Below are 19,764 nucleotides of genomic sequence, written 5' to 3' on the forward strand. Positions count from 1 at the left end.
GATGCGCGAGTCGCGTTCCGACAATGTAGTGTCGATCGGACTGGCGCTCCTGGTCCACCTGCTGATCTTCGGGCTGATCTTCCTTGGCGCGATCTGGAGCGCGTCGTCGCGGCCCGACTCCGCGATGGGCTCGCCGGTCTCGGCCGACATCATCGATCCCAACGCGCTCAGCGCGGCCGATCGCCGCGCGCTGGCGTCGCGTCCCGAACCGTTGCCCGATCCCGAGCCGAAGCCCGAGCCCACGCCGGACCCGGTGCCCGAACCGTTGCCCGAGCCGGTCGAAGAACCCGTGGCGGCGCCGCCGCAGCCGCTGCCCGAACCGCGCCCCGAGGACGCCGTCGAGCCCCGTCAGGTCGCGCCGCAAGAAGTGATTCCAAATCCCGACGAGGTTTCGCAGGAAGCGGTGCGCCGCGACGCGATCGCCGCCGAACAGCGCGAGAAGGAACAGGAGGCCAAGCGGCGCCAGGCCCAGATCGAGCTTGCCGAGCAGCAGAAGCAGCGCGAGGCCGAAGAGAAGCGTCGCCTCGCACGCCAGGAACTCGAGAAGCTGCGCGCCGAGCGCGAACGCACCGAACGCGAAGCCCGTCAGGCCGAGCAGCGCCTGAAGCAGATCGCCGACCGCAACGCGCAGCAGGCCTCGGAGCAGCGCGCCGCCGCGTCGGCGAGTCCGCCGCCCGGACGTCCTGATGGCGACAGCGGCCTGGCCGCGAAGTACGCCGCCGCCTTGCAGGAAGCGATCCGCCGCAACTGGCGTCGTCCTGACAACGTGCCGCTGGGCCAGCGCTGCCGTCTCTACATCACCCAGTTGCCGGGCGGCGAGGTGTTGAACGTCGAGTTCGATGCGTCCTGTCCGTATGACGCGCAGGGTCGCCGTTCGGTCGAAGCGGCAGTGCGCGCCGCCGAGCCGCTGCCGTACGCGGGGTTCGAACCGGTGTTCAACCGCAGGCTCAATCTCAACTTCACCGCGCAGGACTGACGTGTGGGGGCGGCGCGCGGCCGGGTGCCCGGTTCGCGACGCAGTGCGGATCAATATGCCGATGGGAATGCGGACCAAGCGCTTGCCATGGGTGGCGGCGTCGACGGTCTCGCGTACTGACGTCTCGCCCTGACCTTCACGCCTCCGGACGGATGATTGGCCGTCCATTCATCCTGCGCGGCGGACCACCCGCCAAGCTGCCCCGACTTCGTGACTACCGGTAATCCGATGAAGCCCATCCTGATCCGCGGCCTGCTGGCCCTGTTCGCGCTCGCCTTGCCCATGCTCGCCAGTGCGCAGCAGCAGGGCCTGGAAATCGACATCACCGGCGGCAGCGCCCAGGCGATGCCGATCGCCGTGGTGCCCATGCCCTACCAGGGCAGCGCCGCCGCCCCCGACACCGACGTTGCCGCGGTCATCCGCGCCGACCTCGACCGTTCGGGCCAGTTCCGCACGCTGCCCGAGCGCGACATCGTCGAGCGCCCAACCCGCGGCAGCGAAGTGCAGTACCCGACCTGGCGCGCGCTGCGACAGGACTTCCTCGTCGTCGGTCGCGTCGTCGATGCCGGCGGCGGCAGCTACCGCGTCGAGTACGAACTGTTCGACGTCGCCAAGCAGGAGCGCATGCTCGGGCTGGCGATGACCGCACGTCCGAACGCGATGCGTGACGTCGCCCACCAGATGGCCGACGCGATCTACGAAAAGGTCACCGGTGTCCGCGGCGCGTTCTGGACCCGCATCGCTTACGTCACGCAGACGGGCCTCGGCGACAGCGCGCGCTACGCGCTGGTCGTCGCCGACTCCGACGGCCACAACCCGCAGACCGTGGTGCGCTCCAACGAGCCGCTGCTGTCGCCGGCGTGGAGCCCGGACGGCCGCCGCATCGCCTACGTCAGCTTCGAGCGCGGCAACTCGGCGATCTACATCCAGGACATCACCAGCGGCGGTCGCGAGCTGGTCTCCAGCTTCCGCGGCATCAACGGTGCGCCCTCGTTCTCGCCCGACGGTCGCCGCCTGGCGCTGTCGCTGTCGCGCAGCGGCAACCCCGAGATCTACGTGATGGACCTCGGCAGCAAGGCGCTGACCCAGGTCACCAACCACTTCGCCATCGACACCTCGCCCACCTGGGCGGCCGACGGCGGCAGCATCTATTTCATCTCCGACCGCGGTGGTCGCCCGCAGGTCTACCAGGCGCCGGCCTCCGGTGGCAGCGCCACACGCGTGACGTTCGAGGGCAGCTACAACGCCGACCCGTCCGTCTCGCCCGATGGCAAGAAGATCGTCGTGGCGCAAGGTTCAGGCAACGTGTACCGTATTGCACTGCTGGATCGCAGCCTGGGGTCGCCCCGCTGGTCCACGCTGTCGCCAGGGTCGCTCGACGAATCGCCGAGCTTCGCCCCGAACGCCGGCATGGTCCTGTACGCGGCGCGTGAGGGGCGCAGGGGTGTGCTGTATTCGGTCTCGTCCGACGGGCGGGTACGGCAGCGCCTCGTCCTCGCCGACGGTGATGTGCGCGAGCCGGCGTGGGGTCCGTTTAGGGAACAGCGCTGACGCTGCCTGCACGTCCCGTCCAATAACAATTGCCCTGTTGTTCATAGAAAACCAAGGATCGACGAGATGAAGACGACCACCCGTGTGATGCTGGCCGCGCTGCTCTGCACCGCCGCTGTAGCGTGTTCCAAGAAGGTGAAGGAAGAGGCCCCCATGGATACGGGTCCGTCGACCGGTACCGTGGCTCCGACCCAGCCGACCGCGGGTGCCTACACCCCGGCCGACCTCGACAGCGATGCATGCCTGCGTCAGCGCGTCGTCTACTTCGATCTGGACCAGGACACCCTGCGTCCGGAATTCCAGGCCGTGATGGCCTGCCACGCCAAGTACCTGCGTGACCGCAGCTCCTCGCGCATCTCGCTGGAAGGCCACGCCGACGAGCGCGGCAGCCGCGAGTACAACCAGGGTCTGGGCGAGCGTCGTGGCAATGGCGTCTCCTCGGCGCTGCAGGCCAACGGTGGCTCGGCTGCGCAGGTCGCCGTCGTCAGCTACGGCGAAGAGCGTCCGGTCTGCAATGACTCGAACGAAGATTGCTGGGCCCGCAATCGTCGCGTCGAGATCATCTACACCGCGCGTTGATGCGTTCGATGCGTCATTGGCTGGTGCTCCCAGTCGCGTTCGCGGCGACCCTCGTGGTCGCCGCGCCCGCATGGGCGCAGCGGGCGAGCCTCGCCGATCGCGTGGCTTCGCTCGAAGCGCGCGCGGGTGACACCAGCGCGAACATGCAGATGCTCAACCAGGTGGAACAGCTGCGTCGCGAAATGCAGGCGCTGCGGTCCCAGGTCGAGGAACTGCAGCAGCAGAACGAGCAGCTCAAATCCAGCAACCGCAGCCAGTACCTCGACATCGACGGCCGGCTCAACCGCCTCGAGAGCGGGCAGGGCGGCGGTGGCGGTGGTCTGGAGTTGCCCGATCCGGTCGGCGATGCATCGCCGGCTCCGGCGGCCGGCGCGAATGCGCAGGCCGCTCGCGACAACAGCGCCACGGGCGCTTCCTCTGCGCCTGCGACGGTGGCACCCGCCGACGAGCGCGGCGCCTACGAGCAGGCCTTCAACGCCTTGAAGAACGGCGAGTACGCCGAATCCGCCAGGCTGTTCCAGGCATTCCTGCAGCAGCATCAGCAGGGCGGGTACGCGCCGAATGCGCTGTACTGGCTCGGCGAAAGCTATTACGTCACCCAGAATTACGCGCTGGCGCAGGAGCAGTTCCTTTCGCTGCTGCAGCGCTATCCGCAGAGCGACAAGGCCCCGGGCGCCATGCTCAAAGTCGGCTTGTCGCAGTACGGCCTGAAAGACCTCGACGGCGCCGAGACCACGCTCGCCGATGTCGGCAAGCAGTATCCCGGCACCGATGCGGCACGCACCGCGTCCGACCGGCTCCGCGCGATCCAGCTCTCGCGCCTGCGTTGATTCCATGACCGCCGTCGCGCCCGATGCGGTCGCCGCATCCGCGGCCGACCGGCTCAAGCTCACCGAAGTCTTCCTGTCGCTGCAGGGCGAAGCCCGTGATGCGGGCTGGCCGACGGTATTCGTTCGCCTCACCGGCTGCCCGCTGCGTTGTACCTACTGCGATACCGCATACGCATTCCACGGCGGGCAGTGGTGGACGATCGACGACATCCTCGCCGAGGTCGCGCGCCACGGCGTCCGGCACGTCTGCGTGACCGGCGGCGAGCCGCTGGCACAGAAGCGCTGCGTCGGCCTGCTGCGCCGCCTGTGCGATGCCGGCTACCAGGTGTCGCTGGAAACGTCGGGGGCCATCGATATTGCCGCTGTCGACACCCGTGTGAGTCGCGTGCTCGACATCAAGACGCCTGCATCGAACGAAGCGCACCGCAACCGCTGGGAAAATCTAGCCCTGCTGACCCCGCACGACCAGATCAAGTTCGTCGTGTGCTCGCGCGCCGATTACGAGTGGGCGCGCGACATCGTGCTGACCAAGGGCCTGCAGCACCTGTGCGACGTGCTGTTCTCGCCGAGCAAGGGCGAGATCACCGGCCGCGAACTGGCCGACTGGATCGTCGCCGACCGCCTGCCGGTCAAGTTCCAGATGCAGCTGCACAAGCTGCTGTGGAACGACGAGCCGGGTCGCTGAGTCCGGCGCCGACTGTATCACTGCGCTAGCCTTGGCGCCTGTCGTTTCTCCATTGCATCCGATATCTCCATGAAAAAAGCCGTCGTCCTGTTGTCCGGAGGCATGGACTCCGCCGCCGTCGTGGCCATCGCCCAGGAGCAGGGCTTCGACGTGCACGCCCTGAGCGTGCGCTACGGCCAGCGCCACACCTCCGAACTCGACGCTGCGGCGCGTGTGGCAGCGGCGATGGGCGTCACCGCGCACAAGACCGTCGACGTCGATCTGCGCAGCATCGGCGGCTCGGCGCTGACCGACGACATCGACGTGCCGGAAGCGGGCAGCGCGGGCATTCCGGTGACCTACGTGCCGGCACGCAACACCATCATGCTGTCGCTGGCGCTCGGCTGGGCCGAAGTGCTGGGCGCGGCCGACATCTTCTGCGGCGTCAACGCAGTCGACTACTCCGGGTATCCGGATTGCCGGCCGGAGTTCGTCGACGCATTCGAACGCCTGGCCAATCTCGCGACCAAGGCGGGTGTGGAAGGTGCGGGCATCAGTGTCCATGCGCCCCTGCAGCACATGGGCAAGGGCGACATCGTGCGCGAGGGCGTGCGCCTGGGCGTCGACTTCGGCCTGACCGTGTCCTGCTACAACGCCGACGCACAGGGCCTGGCCTGCGGTCACTGCGACGCGTGCCGCCTGCGCGCGGATGGATTCGATGCCGCCGGCGTCCCCGACCCGACGCATTACGCCCATGCGCCCGGCTGAGGCCGACGCGCTGGCCACATTGCGCTAGAATGCGCCCCCTGCATCGGCCAAAGCGCCGATGACTGTCTTCCGGGTCGTTAGCTCAGTCGGTAGAGCATCGGACTTTTAATCCGCTGGTCGATGGTTCGAATCCATCACGACCCACCAGCCTCTTCATCTCCAGGCGTCAGTCCGGCGTCGGCATCCGTGCTCGCGGGTCAAGGGTCGCGTGCGCGCAGAAGCGCGGTTGCAGCCGATTCTTCGACAGGCCCAGCGCTGGATGCGTGTGACGCTTGCATTCCCAGCACGCGGCGGTCGCGCACGGACGGCGGATCGATCGCAGGCAAGTTCCTTCCCGCGTAATTGGCGGGCGCTCGCGCTTGCTGGATCGGGCATCCATCGTGCATGCGACTGGTTGTCCTGCCAGTTCGGCCTGCCTCGTCGTGGGGGAGGGCGAGGCGCGATACGCCGCCGAGGGTATGGAATCAACGCGCCATCCCCAAGTGGCCCAGTGATGTCTCGTCGCGCCCGCGAGTACTGGTGAGGTGTCCTTGATATAGGCCCTTCGACACCCGGCCAAGACGAGCCCCGATATCCCAGCCGCGTTCTACGCCTGCGATTTGGCGCTGCTCCGGGAGGAGGGTGGGTCTACCGAGCGAGGGAGGCCCGCTGCAGCGGTTTGGTGGCATGCCCTCGCCGCTCCAGGGCTCTCGCAGAGAGGGACTGGCCCTGGGACCCGGCAACTGAAGGCAACGCAATAGGACAAGTCTCAAAAGCACATGAATTGCGGAACTGCATCACATAGAATGCGCGAAGTTTGCCGCACGTTCGGCGTGCGGGCGGTTCGAAAAAAGGGGCGCTGCGGTCGTGTTCGCACGGTACGCAGGCAGAAACGGGCGGCCTGGTGTCGCCCCGGCGACCCGGAAGGGCGCTGGATCAAGGGGCTCAACACGTGTTCGACAACGGAACGACCGGTCCGGTCCGGGCGCTTGCCCGCGGCTTCTTCCTCGCGCTCGGCCTGGTGGCGGCCGCCGCCTCCGTCAGCAACGTGGGCGCACAGACGACGGTGGTCAACACCGCGACGGTGACGACACCCGCCGGTGTGACCGATCCCCAGCCCCAGAACAACACGTCGAGCGTCACGCTCAACGTCTCGCCCGCGGCGACCGCGATCGACTTCTGCGCGGCGGACGACATCTACAGCATCGTCAACGGCGCCGAGATCTACCGCTATACGCCGGCGACGGCGAGCGACGTCCGTGTGGACGCCCTGCGCATGCCGGTCGGCAACAACGTCAATGCGCTGATGATCAGCCCGGCCGTGAACGGACAGGCGAGCCGCCTGCTGTTCCACAGTGGCACCACCGGCCCTGCGGCAACGCGCGGAAAGATCTGGGCCTACGACGCCACGCATCCAACGTCCCCAGGCTGGTACGACACCGGTGCGACGATCAATGCCGACCTCCCGCGTGCCGGCATGACCACGCAGGGCGTCGGCTATCTCGTGTCGTCGGTGAGCACTGCGGGGGGCGTCTCCACCGCGCAGGTCTACACGCTGACGCCATCGGGCGCCTACGGGTACACGGTCTCGGGCCCGCAGACGCTGACCTACGATACGCGTCCGTCCGACACGGGCTCGGGCGACATCGCCTTCGACCAGGACGGCTTCGGCTGGCTCGTCGCGGGCGCGGACCTGTACCGCGTGGACGTCGCGACGATGCGCGCGACCAAGCAGACCGCGTTCACGAATGCGCCTTCCGGTACGAACTACGCGGGGGCGGCCTTCGATCGCGGTGGCCGTCTGCATGTCGTCGTCAATGCCAGCGGCGCGTACTACGAGATGAACCTGGGCACGGCAACGATGCGCCAGGTCGCCACGTCCACATCGACCGTTGCCAACGATCGCGGTCGCGATCTCGCCTCGTGTCCGCATCCGCGCGTGACGCCCGCGCAGCTGGCAGTCACCAAGACGCTGTCCCAGGTGAACGGTGTGGCCGCCGTTTCCAGCCAGAAGATCTCCGCCGGAGATCGTCTGACCTACTCGATCCAGGTGTCGCACAGCGGCGGCACCGTGGCTGCCACGCTGTATCCCGGCGACGTCGTCGAGACCATTCCCGCGCACACCACGCCGGTTCCCGGTCTCAATACCGAGTTCATCTGTACGACGACGACGTGCAGCAACAACGCCAACGCAAACGTGATCGTCGGCGGCAGCAAGACCTACCAGTTCACTGTGGACGTCGACCAGACGCTCGCGCCATCCGTCACGTCGATCACCAATACCGTCGCTGTCGACGGCGTGACCTGCGGTACCGCGGGGAACGTGTGCTCCGTGACGAACGCGGTCTCGCAGCCGATCAGCGCCGTCGACGACACCTTTGGTCCGGTCGACGGCGTCGTCGGCAATGCGAACGTCGGCAATGTGCTGACGGGCGACACCCTGGGCGGCATTGCGGCAACGCCATCCACCGTGACGATCACGCCCGGCGTGCTGCCGACCGGCATTACGGTCGACCCGGCAACGGGCGTGATCGGCGTGCAGCCGGGGACCGCCGCAGGCACGTACGCGTTCGAGTACACGATCTGTGAGATCGGCAACACGTCCAACTGCGATACGGCAACCGTCACGGTGACCGTGCAGGACGTGATCGTCGCGAACGACGACGCGATTCCCGAGGTCGATGGCGCGACGGGCAATCCGAATGCCGGCAACGCGTACGACAACGACACGCTCGGCGGCGCCCCGGTCGATCCGGCCGACGTCAGCGGTCGCGTGGTCACGCCTGCGACACCGATCAACGGCGGCCCGGTACCGGTGCTCGATCCGGCGACCGGCATCGTCAGCGTGCCGCCCGGCACCCCGGCGGGCAACTACACGATCGGCTACGAGATCTGCGAAGTCCTGAATCCGACGAACTGCGCGACGGCCACGATCACCGTGCCCGTCGGCGCATCGCCGATCAGCGCGATCGACGATTCGTTCGGTCCGGTCGACGGCGCCGCCGGTAATCCGAACGCCGGCAATGCCTACGGCAACGATACGCTCGGCGGCGCCCCGGTCGATCCGGCCGACATCATCGGACGCGTGGTCACGCCGGCGACGCCGATCAACGGCGGCCCGGTCCCCGTGCTCGATCCCGCGACCGGCATCGTCAGCGTGCCGCCCGGCACGCCGGCGGGCAGCTACACGATCGGTTATGAGATCTGCGAAGCGCTGAATCCGACGAACTGCGCGACGGCCACGATCACCGTGACCGTCGGCGCGTCGACGATCAGCGCGCTCGACGATCCGCTGGGGCCGGTCAACGGCGCCGCCGGTAATCCGAACGTCGGCAACGCCTACGACAACGACACGCTCGGCGGCGCGCCGGTCGATCTGGCCGACATTATCGGTCGCGTGGTGACGCCGGCGACGCCGATCAGCGGCGGCCCGGTACCGGTGCTCGACCCCATGACCGGCATCGTCAGCGTCCCGCCCGGCACGCCGGCGGGCAGCTACACGATCGGTTACGAGATCTGCGAAGCGCTGAACCCGACGAATTGCGCGACGGCCACGATCACCGTGACTGTCGGTGCGTCGACGATCAGCGCGCTCGACGATCCGCTGGGGCCGGTCAACGGCGCGACGGGTAATCCGAATGCCGGCAATGCCTACGACAACGACACGCTCGGCGGTGCTCCGGTCGATCCGGCCGACATCACCGGACGCGTGGTCACGCCGGCGACGCCGATCAACGGCGGTCAAGTCCCCGTGCTCGATCCCGCGACCGGCATCGTCAGCGTGCCGCCCGGCACGCCGGCGGGCAGCTACACGATCGGTTACGAGATCTGCGAAACGCTGAATCCGACGAACTGCGCGACTGCCACGATCACGGTCACCGTAGACGCACCGGTGATCTCCACCGAGGACGACATCTACAGCGGCGTCAACGGTGCCTCGGGCAATCCTGCGATCGGCAATGTGCTCGACGGCGACACGCTCAATGGCACGGCGATCACCGATCCGTCGCTGGTCGACATCACGATCGTCGGCGCGCTGCCGCCGCAGGTCACCGTCGACCTCGCGAGCGGCGTGATCGGCGTGGCGCCGGGCACCCCGGCGGGCGACTACACGTTCGACTACACGATCTGTGAAGTCCTCAACCCGACCAACTGCAGCACCGCGTCGGTGACGATCACGGTGGTGCCGCCGGTCATCAGCGCGGTCGACGACGCCTATACCGGCGTCAACGGCGCCTCCGGCAATCCGAACGTCGGCAATGTGCTCGATGGCGACACGCTCAACGGCACGCCGATCACCGATCCGTCGCTGGTGACGATCACCACCGGTGCGCTGCCGCCGGGCGTGACCGTCGATCCGAGCACGGGTGTCATCGGTGTCGCACCGGGCACGCCGGCCGGTCCGTACACGTTCGACTACACGATCTGCGAAGTCCTCAATCCGTCGAACTGCGAGACGGCGTCGGTGACGATCACGGTCGATCCGCCGGTGATCGCTGCGGTCGACGACCGCTACACGGGCATCAATGGGGGCTCGGGCAATCCCGTGGTCGGCAACGTGCTCGACGGCGACACGCTCAATGGCGTTGCAGTCGATCCGGCACTGGTGACGATCACCACCGGCACGCTGCCGAATGGCATCACCGTCGACCCGACCACGGGCGTCATCGGCGTCGCGCCGGGCACGCCGGCGGGCAGCTACACGTTCGAGTACACGATCTGCGAAGTGCTGAACCCGGCGAACTGCAGCACGGCGACCGTCACGATCGTCGTCGACCCGCCGGTGATCACCGCGGTCGATGACCGCTACAGCGGCGTCGATGGGGGTTCGGGCAATCCGAACGTGGGCAACGTGCTCGATGGCGACACGCTCAACGGCGCGCCGATCGCCGATCCGTCGCTGGTGACGATCACCACCGGCACGCTGCCGCCGGGCGTGACCGTCGACCCGACCACGGGCGTCATCGGTATCGCACCTGGCACGCCGGCGGGCAGCTACACGTTCGAATACACGATCTGCGAAGTGCTGAATCCGTCGAACTGCAGCACGGCCTCGGTGACCATCGTCGTCGAGGCACCGGATGTCACCGCGGTCGACGACTCCACCACGACTGACCAGAACACCCCGGTCACCATCCCGGTGCTGGGCAACGACACGCTGGGCGGCGCGCCGGTGAATCCGGACGACGTCACCATTACCGTGACGCCGCCGGCCAACGGCAGCGTGGTGGTGAACCCGGACGGCACCGTGGTCTACACCCCGGCGCCGGGCTACTCGGGCGAGGACCGCTTCACCTACACCGTCTGCGAAACGCTCAATCCGGACAACTGCGCGACGGCGACCGCCGTCGTGACCGTGCGTCCGAACGTGGTCGAGGCGATCGACGACGACGCGGGCATCGCGGAGTCGGGCGTGCCGCTGCAGATCGTCGTCGTCGGCAACGACCGCAGCACCGGTGCGCCACTGGATCCGGGTTCGGTCACGGTGATCACGCCGGCCGGCCACGGCAGCGTGGTCTGCGCGAACGGCATCTGCACCTACACGCCGGAATTCGGCTTCTCGGGCGAAGACCGCTTCACCTACCGCGTCTGCGATACCTCGGTGCCGGCGCCGGTCTGCGACACGGCGACCGTCACCGTGCGCGTGCAGGACGTTTCGCCGCTGCGCGTGACCAAGACCGCCAGCGTGCGCGAGGTCAAGGTCGGCGACCTGGTGCGCTACACCGTCGTGGTCGAGAACGTCGGCAATGCCGTGGTCACCGGCGCCAGCGTGGTCGACACGCCGCCTGCGGGCTTCAGCTACGTCGACGGTTCGCTGGCGAGTGGAGACGGCCGTGCGTTGTCGGTGTCGGGCGTGCGCCCGATCCGCATCGCCAGCCTCGACCTCGCGCCGGGCGACAGCGTGACGATGACCTACCTGCTGCGCGTCGGCGCCGGCATCCGGGCCGGCGGCCACATCAACCAGGTGCAGGCGCAGAGCGGCAGCGGCATCGCCCTGTCGAACGTGGCGACGGCGCAGGTGCAGACCGCGTTCGATCCCATGCTCGACGACAGCCTCGTGTTCGGCACCGTGTTCGACGACCGCAACGGCGACGGCTGGCAGGCCAGCGCGGCGATGCGTGGCGTGCGCGTGCAGGGCGGTTTCGCACCGGACGCCTACGTGGCCGGTTCGACGACCATCGACACCGGCTCCGGCGCACAGCCGGTTGCCGATGCCAGCGCACCGCTGCTGCACGGTATCGAGGTCGACGCGATCGCCGGGCGCCAGTCGGTGGCCGATCCGGTCGAGGCAACGCAGGTGGTGATCCGCCAGCGTCTGCGCAGTGCCGCGTTCACCGGCGACTTCGTGCTGACGTCCGCCGAGGGCGCGACGCTGCGTATGGCCGCCGACGGCAGCACACGTCTGGAGCGCAGCGGCGATGCGGCCAAGGGCCTGTCGGCTGCCGAGCCGGTCGTGTCGCGTCGCGTCCTGACCGATGCCGAAGGTCTGATCGTCGAGTACGTGATCGGCAATGCCGGTATCGACGAGCGCGGCATTCCCGGCGTGCGCATCGCCTCGGTGGAAGGCTTGCTGATCGAGACCGACCAGTACGGCCGCTATCACCTGGTCGATGTGCCGGGCGGCACCAGCGCGCACGGTCGCAACTTCATCCTGAAGGTCGATCCCGCGACGCTGCCGCCGGGCACCGCGTTCACCACGGCCAACCCGCTGGTGCGTCGCGTGACCCCGGGCCTGCCGGTGCGCTTCGATTTCGGCGTGCGTCTGCCGGTGGTGGAACTGGAACAGCCGGGCGAGACGGTCGAGCTGGAGATCGGCGAGGTCCTGTTCGCGCCCGACAGCAGCGCGCTGCGCGACGACATGCAGCCCGCGATCGACGCGATGGCGCGGGAGGTCGACCGCCACGGCGGCGGCACGGTCGTCGTCACCGGCGAGGGCGGCCACGAGGCGCTGGCATTTGCGCGGGCGGCTGCGGTGCGTGATGCCTTGCAGTCGGCGGTGACGCCGGCGGCGGCGTCGGGCCTGCAGGTCGAACTGCGGACATCGGTCGCCGATCCAAATGCGCTGGTGGCCGGCGTCGGCAACGGCGACGTGCTGCTCGGCACGGTGCTGTTCGATACCGATCGCGCCAGCATCCGCCCGGAATTCGCCGGCCTGCTGGACGCCGTGGCCGCGCGTCTGGAAGCACTCGGTGGCGGGGTGGTCGGCATCGTCGGTCATACCGATGTGCGCGGCTCGCATGCCTACAACGTCGATCTGGGCCTGCGCCGTGCGCGTGCAGTCTACGACGCACTGGCCACACGATTGAGCCCGGAGGTGCGTGCGAATACGCGGGTCGAGGCGAGTCGGAACACGACGGCGCCTGTCGGGGAGGCACGCAAGTGAAGGGGCGCAACATGAAGATCAAACTGCTCGACGCCACCCTGATCGGCATGCTCGCCGGCATGGCGTCGGCAGCCGCGACCGCGCAGGATGCGGTCGCCGTGGAGACCTCTGCCGGGGAGGCGCCGCAGGCCGCGCTCGACTGCGACAGCGATGGCTGCCGCAGCGGCGAGGAAACGCTGTTCCGTCTGCGCACGCGCAGCTACGACCAGCCGGTGACCACGGGCACCAGCGCACGTTCGTCGTCGGCCGCGCTGCAGCCCGACCGCCGCGTCAGCGTGGCGCTGGAACAGCCGGGCCGCGCGACCGCGCTGGGCCGCTTCTCGGTGCAGCTGCCGGGCGGCGGTGCGATCTGGGCGACCGAAGATCCCGATCTCGGCCAGCCCGAGCTGTCGGTGTCCGGTCCGTCGATGGTCCCCTTCGAAGCCGGTCGCATCACGCGCCCGGTGCGCTTCTATGCGCGCAGCAACTACGTCGACTTCATCGATCGCCTTGAGCTGACGCTGTATCGCGCAGGCGATGCCGACCTGATCGAGCCGATCGCGCAGTTCGACCTGCCGCGCGCCGGGTTCGCGGACGGCGAGTGGGACGGCACGTTGCCGGCCGGCCGCCAGTTCCGTCCCGGCGACGAACTCGTGTACGTACTGCGTGCCTACGACGCCGACGGTCACTTCGACGAGACCTACACCCATCGCCTGCAACTGGTCACGCCGGCCGAAGCCGAACGTGGGGACCAGCTGCTGCGCAGTGGCGTGGAGAATGCGCTGGGCACCGCGCTGACCGCCGACCAGGCGGCCACGCAGTCGCTGATCGACACGGTGTTCTCGGGCAATGGCCTGCGCCAGCAGAACATCCAGGTCTACGGCTCGCGCGTGCGCATCCAGGGCCGCAACCTGGCCGAGGGCCAGACGCTGTTGATCAATGGCGACAGCTATCCGGTCGATCTGGAGCGCAAGTTCGTCGCCGAGTACCTGATGCCGGTCGGCCAGCACCGCTTCGACATCGGTCTGAAGAACCGCGACGGTGCGACCGCGCACCACGCGCTGGATGTCGACGTCAGCGGCCGCTACTTCTTCGGCGTCGGCATCGCCGACGTCACCGTGTTCCAGAACAAGGCCAGCGGCCCCGGCCGCGAGATGGCACTGGCCGGCCGCGAGGACGACATCCTCAGCGACGGCCGCCTGGCGTTCTACGGCAAGGGCAAGATCGGCGGCAAGTACCTGATCACCGCGCAGGCGGACACGCAGAACCGGCCGCTGGGCGATCTGTTCGACGGCTTCACCGCCGCCGATCCGCAGGACATCTTCCGCCGCGTCGATCCGGACCTGTACTACCCGACCTACGGTGACGATTCGACGGTGCGCCGCGACGTCGACACCATGGGCCGGTTCTACGTCCGCGCCGACTGGGACAAGAACCAGGCGCTGTGGGGCAACTTCTCGACCGGCTTCACCGGCACCGAGTACGGCCAGTACCAGCGTGCGCTCTACGGCGCGGCGCTGGCGTGGCGGTCGCGCGCCGCCAACGCTTGGGGCGACCCGGTCAGCGAGCTGCGCGCGTTCGGCTCCGAAGCGCAGACCGCGCCGGGCCACAGCGAGTTCGTCGGTACCGGCGGCAGCCTGTACTACCTGCGCCACACCGACGTGCTGCCGGGGTCGGAGCAGGTCGTCATCGAGACGCGCGATCCGACCACCGGCCGCGTCGAAGCGCGCACGGTGCTGCTGGCCGGCGCGGACTACGAGATCGACGAACTGCAGGGCCGCATCATCCTGTCGCGTCCGCTGATGCCGGTCTCGCGTGACAACGTGCCCACGATCACCCGCGATGCACCGCGCGACGGCTTCGAGCAGCGCCTGATCGTCGATTACGAATGGGTCCCCGCGGGCTTCGATCCCGACGAGATCGCGGCCGGCGTGCGCGCCAAGCAGTGGTTCGGCGATCACGTCGGCCTCGGCGCGACCTGGGTCGACGAGAACCGCGCCGGCGAGGACTACACGCTGATGTCGGCCGACCTGACCCTGCAGGCCGGCAAGGGCACCTACCTCAAGCTCGAGCACAGCCGCACCGAATCCACCGGCGCGCCGGTGTTCTTCTCCGACAACGGCGGCTTCACCTTCACTCAGCTCAACCCGACCGGGCCGCGCGAAGGCGAGGCGAGCGCGGTGGAACTGCGCGCGAACTTCCGCGAGCTCGGCTGGACCGCGCAGGACTGGAGCACGGGCGCGTGGTGGCGCCGCGTCGACGCCGGCTTCTCGGTCGCACGCTTCGACACCGGTGCCGACATCGAGGAATGCGGCGCCGAGGTGCTGGGCGAGCTCACGTCCGAAATCGGCTTCTACGCGCGCTACAGCCGCGCCGAGCGCGGCGTGGAGGCGCTGACGCAGGCGCAGGTCACGACCGAATGGCGGTTCTCCGACATCGCCTCGCTGGCTGCGGAAATCCGCCGCGTGCAGGAAGAACGCGCGAGCTTCGCGGATGTCGCCGGCACGCTCGGCGCACTGCGCTACATGCATCGCTTCGGCACCGCGCTGGACGTCTACGGCGTCGCCCAGGTCACGCTCGACGACGATGACGGGCGCTACGTCGACAACGACGCCTTCACCCTCGGCAGCCGCTACAGCTTCGCCAACCTGTCGACGCTGGGCGGCGAGGTGACCACCGGCGACCGCGGCGATGCGGCGCAGGTCAACGGCGAGTACCGGCTCACGCCGCAGCACGCGCTGTACGGCGCGTACACCTACTCGACCGATACCACCGAGTACGACCCGCTGTTCAACCAGACCCGCCAGAACGGCTGGACGCTCGGCCAGCGCTGGCGCCTGTCGAACCAGGTCAACCTGTTCAACGAGAGCCAGTTCCTCAAGACCCGGCGCGAATCCGGTCTGGCGCACACCTACGGCATGGATTTCTATCCGGGCGTGGGCTGGAACCTGGGCTTCACGCTGTCCGATGGCGAGCTGACCAACCGCGACGGTGGCCGGATCGATCGCCGCGCGATCAGCGTCTCCGGTGGCCGCACCTCGAACGTCACCGACTGGCAGAGCAAGCTCGAGTGGCGCGAGGACACGGGCGCCGAACGTCGCACGCAGTGGATCACCACCAACCGCGTGCAGCATCGCCTCAACGAGAGCTGGCGCGTCGCCGCGCGCTTCAACTACGCCGATACGCAGGACGATCTGGATCCGCGTGCGAGCGCGAAGTTCATCGAAAGCAATCTCGGCTTCGCCTACCGCCCGTGGGACGGTTCGCGCTGGGGCCTGTTCGGCCGCTACACCTATCTCTACGACCTCGCGACACTGGGCCAGGTGGGCGGCGCGGACTACGACCAGAAGTCCCAGGTGCTGTCGCTCGAGGGCGTTTATCGCGTCGACGACCGTTGGGAAGTCGCCGGCAAACTCGCCCGCCGCGAAGGCGAAGCGCGCTACGGCCGCGGCACCGGCGCCTGGTTCGATTCGGCGACCACGTTCGCCGCCTCGCAGGTCCGCTATGAGCTGCTGCAGAAGTGGCACGCGATGGCCGAGTACCGCTGGCTCGACGTCGACAACGGCGGCACGCGCCAAGGCTGGATGGCCGGCGTGGACCGCGACATCGGCCGCAACTTCCGCGTAGGCGTGGGCTACAACTTCACCGACTTCAGTGACGACCTCACCGATCTCGACTACGACCACCGCGGGTTCTACATCAACTTCGTCGGCAGCTACTGATCATGCGTAATTTCTGTTCCGGTTCCCGCTCGTCCGGCCGTCTGGCCGCAGCTGTGATCGCGGCTGCCGTCGTCCTTTTGCCGGGCCTCGCGCAGGCGCAGCAGGCCACCGTCGTGCAACGCAGCTTCATCAATCTCAGCTTCGAGGAGCCAAACCTCCAGACTGCCGGTTGCCGTGTCTACATTGGCGAACAGTACGTGCCGGGGTGGACCACGACCCACAATCCCTTCGGTCAGCAGAATGTCGGTGGCTGCGTCGCGCCTTCGGGATTCGTGCCGGGAGAACTGGCACGCATCATCGAACTCTGGCGTACGCCGCGTACCAACGCGGGCTTGACGGTGAACGCGCGCAGCGGTTCGCAGCTGGCGGAACTGAATGCCGAACAGCTGTCTCGCATCTCCCAGAATGTGTGTCTGGTGCAGGGCGATGAGATCCAGTGGCGCTTCAGCCATCGAGGACGTGCAAGCGCCACGACCCAAGACCGGATGCGTTTCCTGCTCGGCCCGTCACCCATCGTGGAGGTCGGCACGACAAACAGCGGCGCCGGCGGTGTCATCACGACCTTCCAGGGAAGTGCAACGTCCGCGGCTGGCCCTAACGGTTGGCGCGACTACCAAGGCACGTTCGCCTATGCAGGCATTGGCGGTACTACCGACATCGGTTTCGAAGCGCTTTCCGGCACGGCGACGACGGGCAACTTCCTCGACGACATCCAGGTCGTGCTCAAGCCGTTCGTCGAGCTCGCGGGAGGCACCTACGAGACGACGGAAGGAGTCACGAGCGGTCTGCCTGCGCTGCGCGTCGCCGGGCAGCTGGACAGCGATCTTGTGGTGCAGATCACCACCAGCAGTGGCGCCGGGAACCCCGTGCTGGGCGTGGATTACACCACTCCGACCGGGACGAGTACGTTCACGGTGCGGATTCCCGCACGCAGTGAGCCCTATCACGGTGAGCTGATTTCTCTCGGCCTCACGGCGCCCGCGAACACCGTCTTCGATGGCAGCCGCGTCGTCGGCCTGCAGCTGGTGCCCGATGACAGCAGGTACTTCACCCGCTCATCCACGCAGTGCGGCGCGGCCGGCGTCGCCACGTCGGCGTGGACCATCCTCGACGACGACGTCGACCTGTCGATCAGCAAGTCCGTCTCGCCTGCGAATGCGCGCTCGGGCGACAACGTGACCTACACGCTGACGACGACCAGCAACGCCAACGCCCGGATCAACGTGACCGGCGCGGTGATCCGCGACCCGGCCGTCACCGGTCTGGACTGCAGCGCTGCGACACCGACGTGTACCGCCACGCGGCCGGCCCTGTGTGCGCCGGACCACTCGCTCGCGACGCTGCAGGGCAGTGGCATGGTGTTGCCGGAGTTCCTGCCCGGCGAGCAGGTCCAGCTCCGGCTCGCCTGTCGCGTCACCGCGAGCGGCGTCGCACCATAACGCGGCAGCTGCTGGACGCGGCTCAGTCCGCGTCCAGCACCGTTTCCAGCACGGCGTCGCCGTAGCGTTCCAGCTTGCCGACGCCGACGCCGCCGATGCCGCCGAGCTGGCCGTGGCTGATCGGGCGCAGGCGCGCGATCTCGCGCAGGGTCGCGTCGTGGAAGATCACGTAGGCGGGCACGTTCTGTTCGCGCGCGAGTCGACCGCGCAGGGCGCGCAGCGCTTCGAACAGCGGCCGGTCGGTCGGCGCAATGTCGATGTCGGCACCAGCCGCGGCGCGCGTCGTGCGCGCGCGTTCCTTCGTGTTCGTCGGCTTGCGCAGCATTACCTGCATGGTGCCCTTGAGCACGCCGCGGCTGGCTTCGGTCAGGCGCAGGCCACCATAGCCTTCGGCATCCACGTCCAGCAGCCCCTGCGCGACGAGCTGGCGCAGCACGCTCTTCCAAACGCGGGTGTCGATGTCGGTGCCCACGCCGTAGGTGCTGAGCTGGTCGTGGCCGAACTGGCGGATGCGCTCGCTCTCGCTGCCGCGCAGGATGTCGATGATGTGCGCGGCGCCGAAGCGCTGGCCGCTGCGGTAGACGCAGCTCAGCGCCTTCTGCGCGGCGACGGTCGCATCCCAGGCGTCGGGCGGGTCGAGGCAGTTGTCGCAGTTGCCGCAGGGCTGGCCGGCGCCCTTGGCCGCGTAGTCCTCGCCGAAGTTCGCCAGCAGCACCTGACGGCGGCAACGCATGGTTTCGCAGTAGCCGACCAGCGCGTCGAGCTTGCGGTGTTCGAGCCGCTTGCGTTCCTCGCCCGACTCGCTCTGTTCGATCATCTGTCGCAGCAGCACCAGATCGCCGAGGCCGTAGCACATCCACGCATCGGCCGGCTCGCCGTCGCGGCCGGCGCGGCCGGTTTCCTGGTAATAGCCCTCGATGGATTTGGGCAGGTCGGTATGCGCGACGAAGCGCACGTCGGGCTTGTCGATCCCCATGCCGAAGGCGATCGTCGCGACGACCACCACGCCGTCGTTGCGCAGGAACCGGCGCTGGTTGGCCGCGCGAAGTTCGGCATCCATGCCCGCGTGATACGGAATCGCGTCGATGCCCTGGCCGGCGAGATAGTCGGCGGTCTCCTCGACCTTGCGCCGCGACAGGCAGTAGACGATGCCGGCCTCGCCACGATGTCCCTGCACGAAATCGAGCAGCTGGCGCTTGGCGTTCTCCTTCTGCACCACGGTGTAGCGGATGTTGGGCCGGTCGAAGGAACTGACGAAGCGTCGCGCCTCGTCGAGCTGCAGGCGCTCGGCGATCTCGCGCTGGGTCGGCGGGTCGGCGGTCGCGGTCAGCGCGATGCGCGGCACGTGCGGCCAGCGCTCGTGCAGGATCGTCAGCTCGCGGTATTCGCGGCGGAAATCGTGGCCCCACTGCGACACGCAGTGCGCCTCGTCGATCGCGAACAGTGCCAGCGGCGCGCGGTCGAGCAGCGACAGGAAGCGCGGGGTGAGCAGGCGTTCGGGCGCGACGTAGAGCAGGTCGAGTTCGCCGGCCAGCAGTTCGCGCTCCACGCGCTGCGCAGTCTCGCCATCGAGCGTGGAGTTGAGGAACGCCGCGCGCACGCCCGACTGCAGCAGTGCGTCCACCTGGTCCTGCATCAGCGCGATCAGCGGCGAGACCACGATCGCCACGCCATCGCGCAGCAGCGCCGGCACCTGGTAGCACATGGACTTGCCGCCACCGGTGGGCATCAGCACCAGCGCGTCATGGCCGGCGGCGACGTGTTCGACGATCGCGGCCTGTTCGCCGCGGAATGCGGCATGGCCGAACACGCGCTGCAGGACCTCGAGCGCGGCGGCATCGGGAGACGAAGACATCCCACTAGGATACCGGCTGCACGCGGACGGCCGATCGC

At 68.4% G+C, this 19,764-nt stretch carries 10 protein-coding genes and 1 tRNA gene; 10 read left to right on the plus strand and 1 reads right to left on the minus strand.

The window, feature by feature from the left end; all coding sequences use genetic code 11:
• Position 1: 1 nt before the first annotated feature.
• The 10 genes from E2F49_RS12940 to E2F49_RS12990 all read left to right on the plus strand — a co-directional run bounded on the left by E2F49_RS12940 (position 2) and on the right by E2F49_RS12990 (position 17,871).
• On the plus strand, positions 2-976 hold the full coding sequence (locus E2F49_RS12940; protein ID WP_133394268.1) for a cell envelope integrity TolA family protein: 975 nt from the start codon (positions 2-4) through the stop codon (positions 974-976).
• A 228-nt stretch (positions 977-1,204) separates the two neighbouring features.
• Complete coding sequence (tolB, locus tag E2F49_RS12945) at positions 1,205-2,527, plus strand: Tol-Pal system beta propeller repeat protein TolB (RefSeq protein WP_055246604.1); 1,323 nt, start codon at positions 1,205-1,207, stop codon at positions 2,525-2,527.
• 66 nt (positions 2,528-2,593) lie between these two features.
• A complete protein-coding gene (gene pal / locus E2F49_RS12950) occupies positions 2,594-3,106 on the plus strand; it encodes a peptidoglycan-associated lipoprotein Pal (protein ID WP_055246606.1) in 513 nt (170 codons plus the stop codon).
• Positions 3,107-3,114: 8 nt separating this feature from the next.
• Positions 3,115-3,936, plus strand: coding sequence for a tol-pal system protein YbgF (gene ybgF, locus E2F49_RS12955; protein ID WP_133394373.1), 822 nt, complete (start codon positions 3,115-3,117; stop codon positions 3,934-3,936).
• Between the two features lie 4 nt (positions 3,937-3,940).
• Positions 3,941-4,621 carry a 7-carboxy-7-deazaguanine synthase QueE gene (gene queE, locus E2F49_RS12960; RefSeq protein ID WP_133394269.1) on the plus strand — a complete coding sequence of 227 codons (681 nt, stop codon included), beginning with the start codon at positions 3,941-3,943 and terminating at the stop codon, positions 4,619-4,621.
• Positions 4,622-4,690: 69 nt separating this feature from the next.
• Positions 4,691-5,368, plus strand: a complete 678-nt coding sequence (queC, locus tag E2F49_RS12965; RefSeq protein ID WP_133394270.1) for a 7-cyano-7-deazaguanine synthase QueC — start codon at positions 4,691-4,693, stop codon at positions 5,366-5,368.
• A gap of 71 nt (positions 5,369-5,439) precedes the next feature.
• Positions 5,440-5,515 (plus strand) — tRNA-Lys (locus E2F49_RS12970).
• A gap of 784 nt (positions 5,516-6,299) precedes the next feature.
• Complete coding sequence (locus tag E2F49_RS12980; RefSeq protein WP_165971238.1) at positions 6,300-12,731, plus strand: Ig-like domain-containing protein; 6,432 nt, start codon at positions 6,300-6,302, stop codon at positions 12,729-12,731.
• 11 nt (positions 12,732-12,742) lie between these two features.
• On the plus strand, positions 12,743-16,432 hold the full coding sequence (locus E2F49_RS12985; protein ID WP_208004900.1) for an outer membrane protein: 3,690 nt from the start codon (positions 12,743-12,745) through the stop codon (positions 16,430-16,432).
• A 2-nt stretch (positions 16,433-16,434) separates the two neighbouring features.
• Positions 16,435-17,871, plus strand: a complete 1,437-nt coding sequence (locus E2F49_RS12990) for a DUF11 domain-containing protein (RefSeq protein ID WP_133394271.1) — start codon at positions 16,435-16,437, stop codon at positions 17,869-17,871.
• A 22-nt stretch (positions 17,872-17,893) separates the two neighbouring features.
• Here the strand turns inward: E2F49_RS12990 and recQ are convergent, their stop codons facing one another.
• Positions 17,894-19,726 carry a DNA helicase RecQ gene (gene recQ, locus E2F49_RS12995; RefSeq protein ID WP_133394272.1) on the minus strand — a complete coding sequence of 611 codons (1,833 nt, stop codon included), beginning with the start codon at positions 19,724-19,726 and terminating at the stop codon, positions 17,894-17,896.
• Positions 19,727-19,764: the final 38 nt, after the last annotated feature.

This window comes from Luteimonas terrae (genome assembly GCF_004358165.1).
Lineage (GTDB): Bacteria > Pseudomonadota > Gammaproteobacteria > Xanthomonadales > Xanthomonadaceae > Luteimonas > Luteimonas terrae.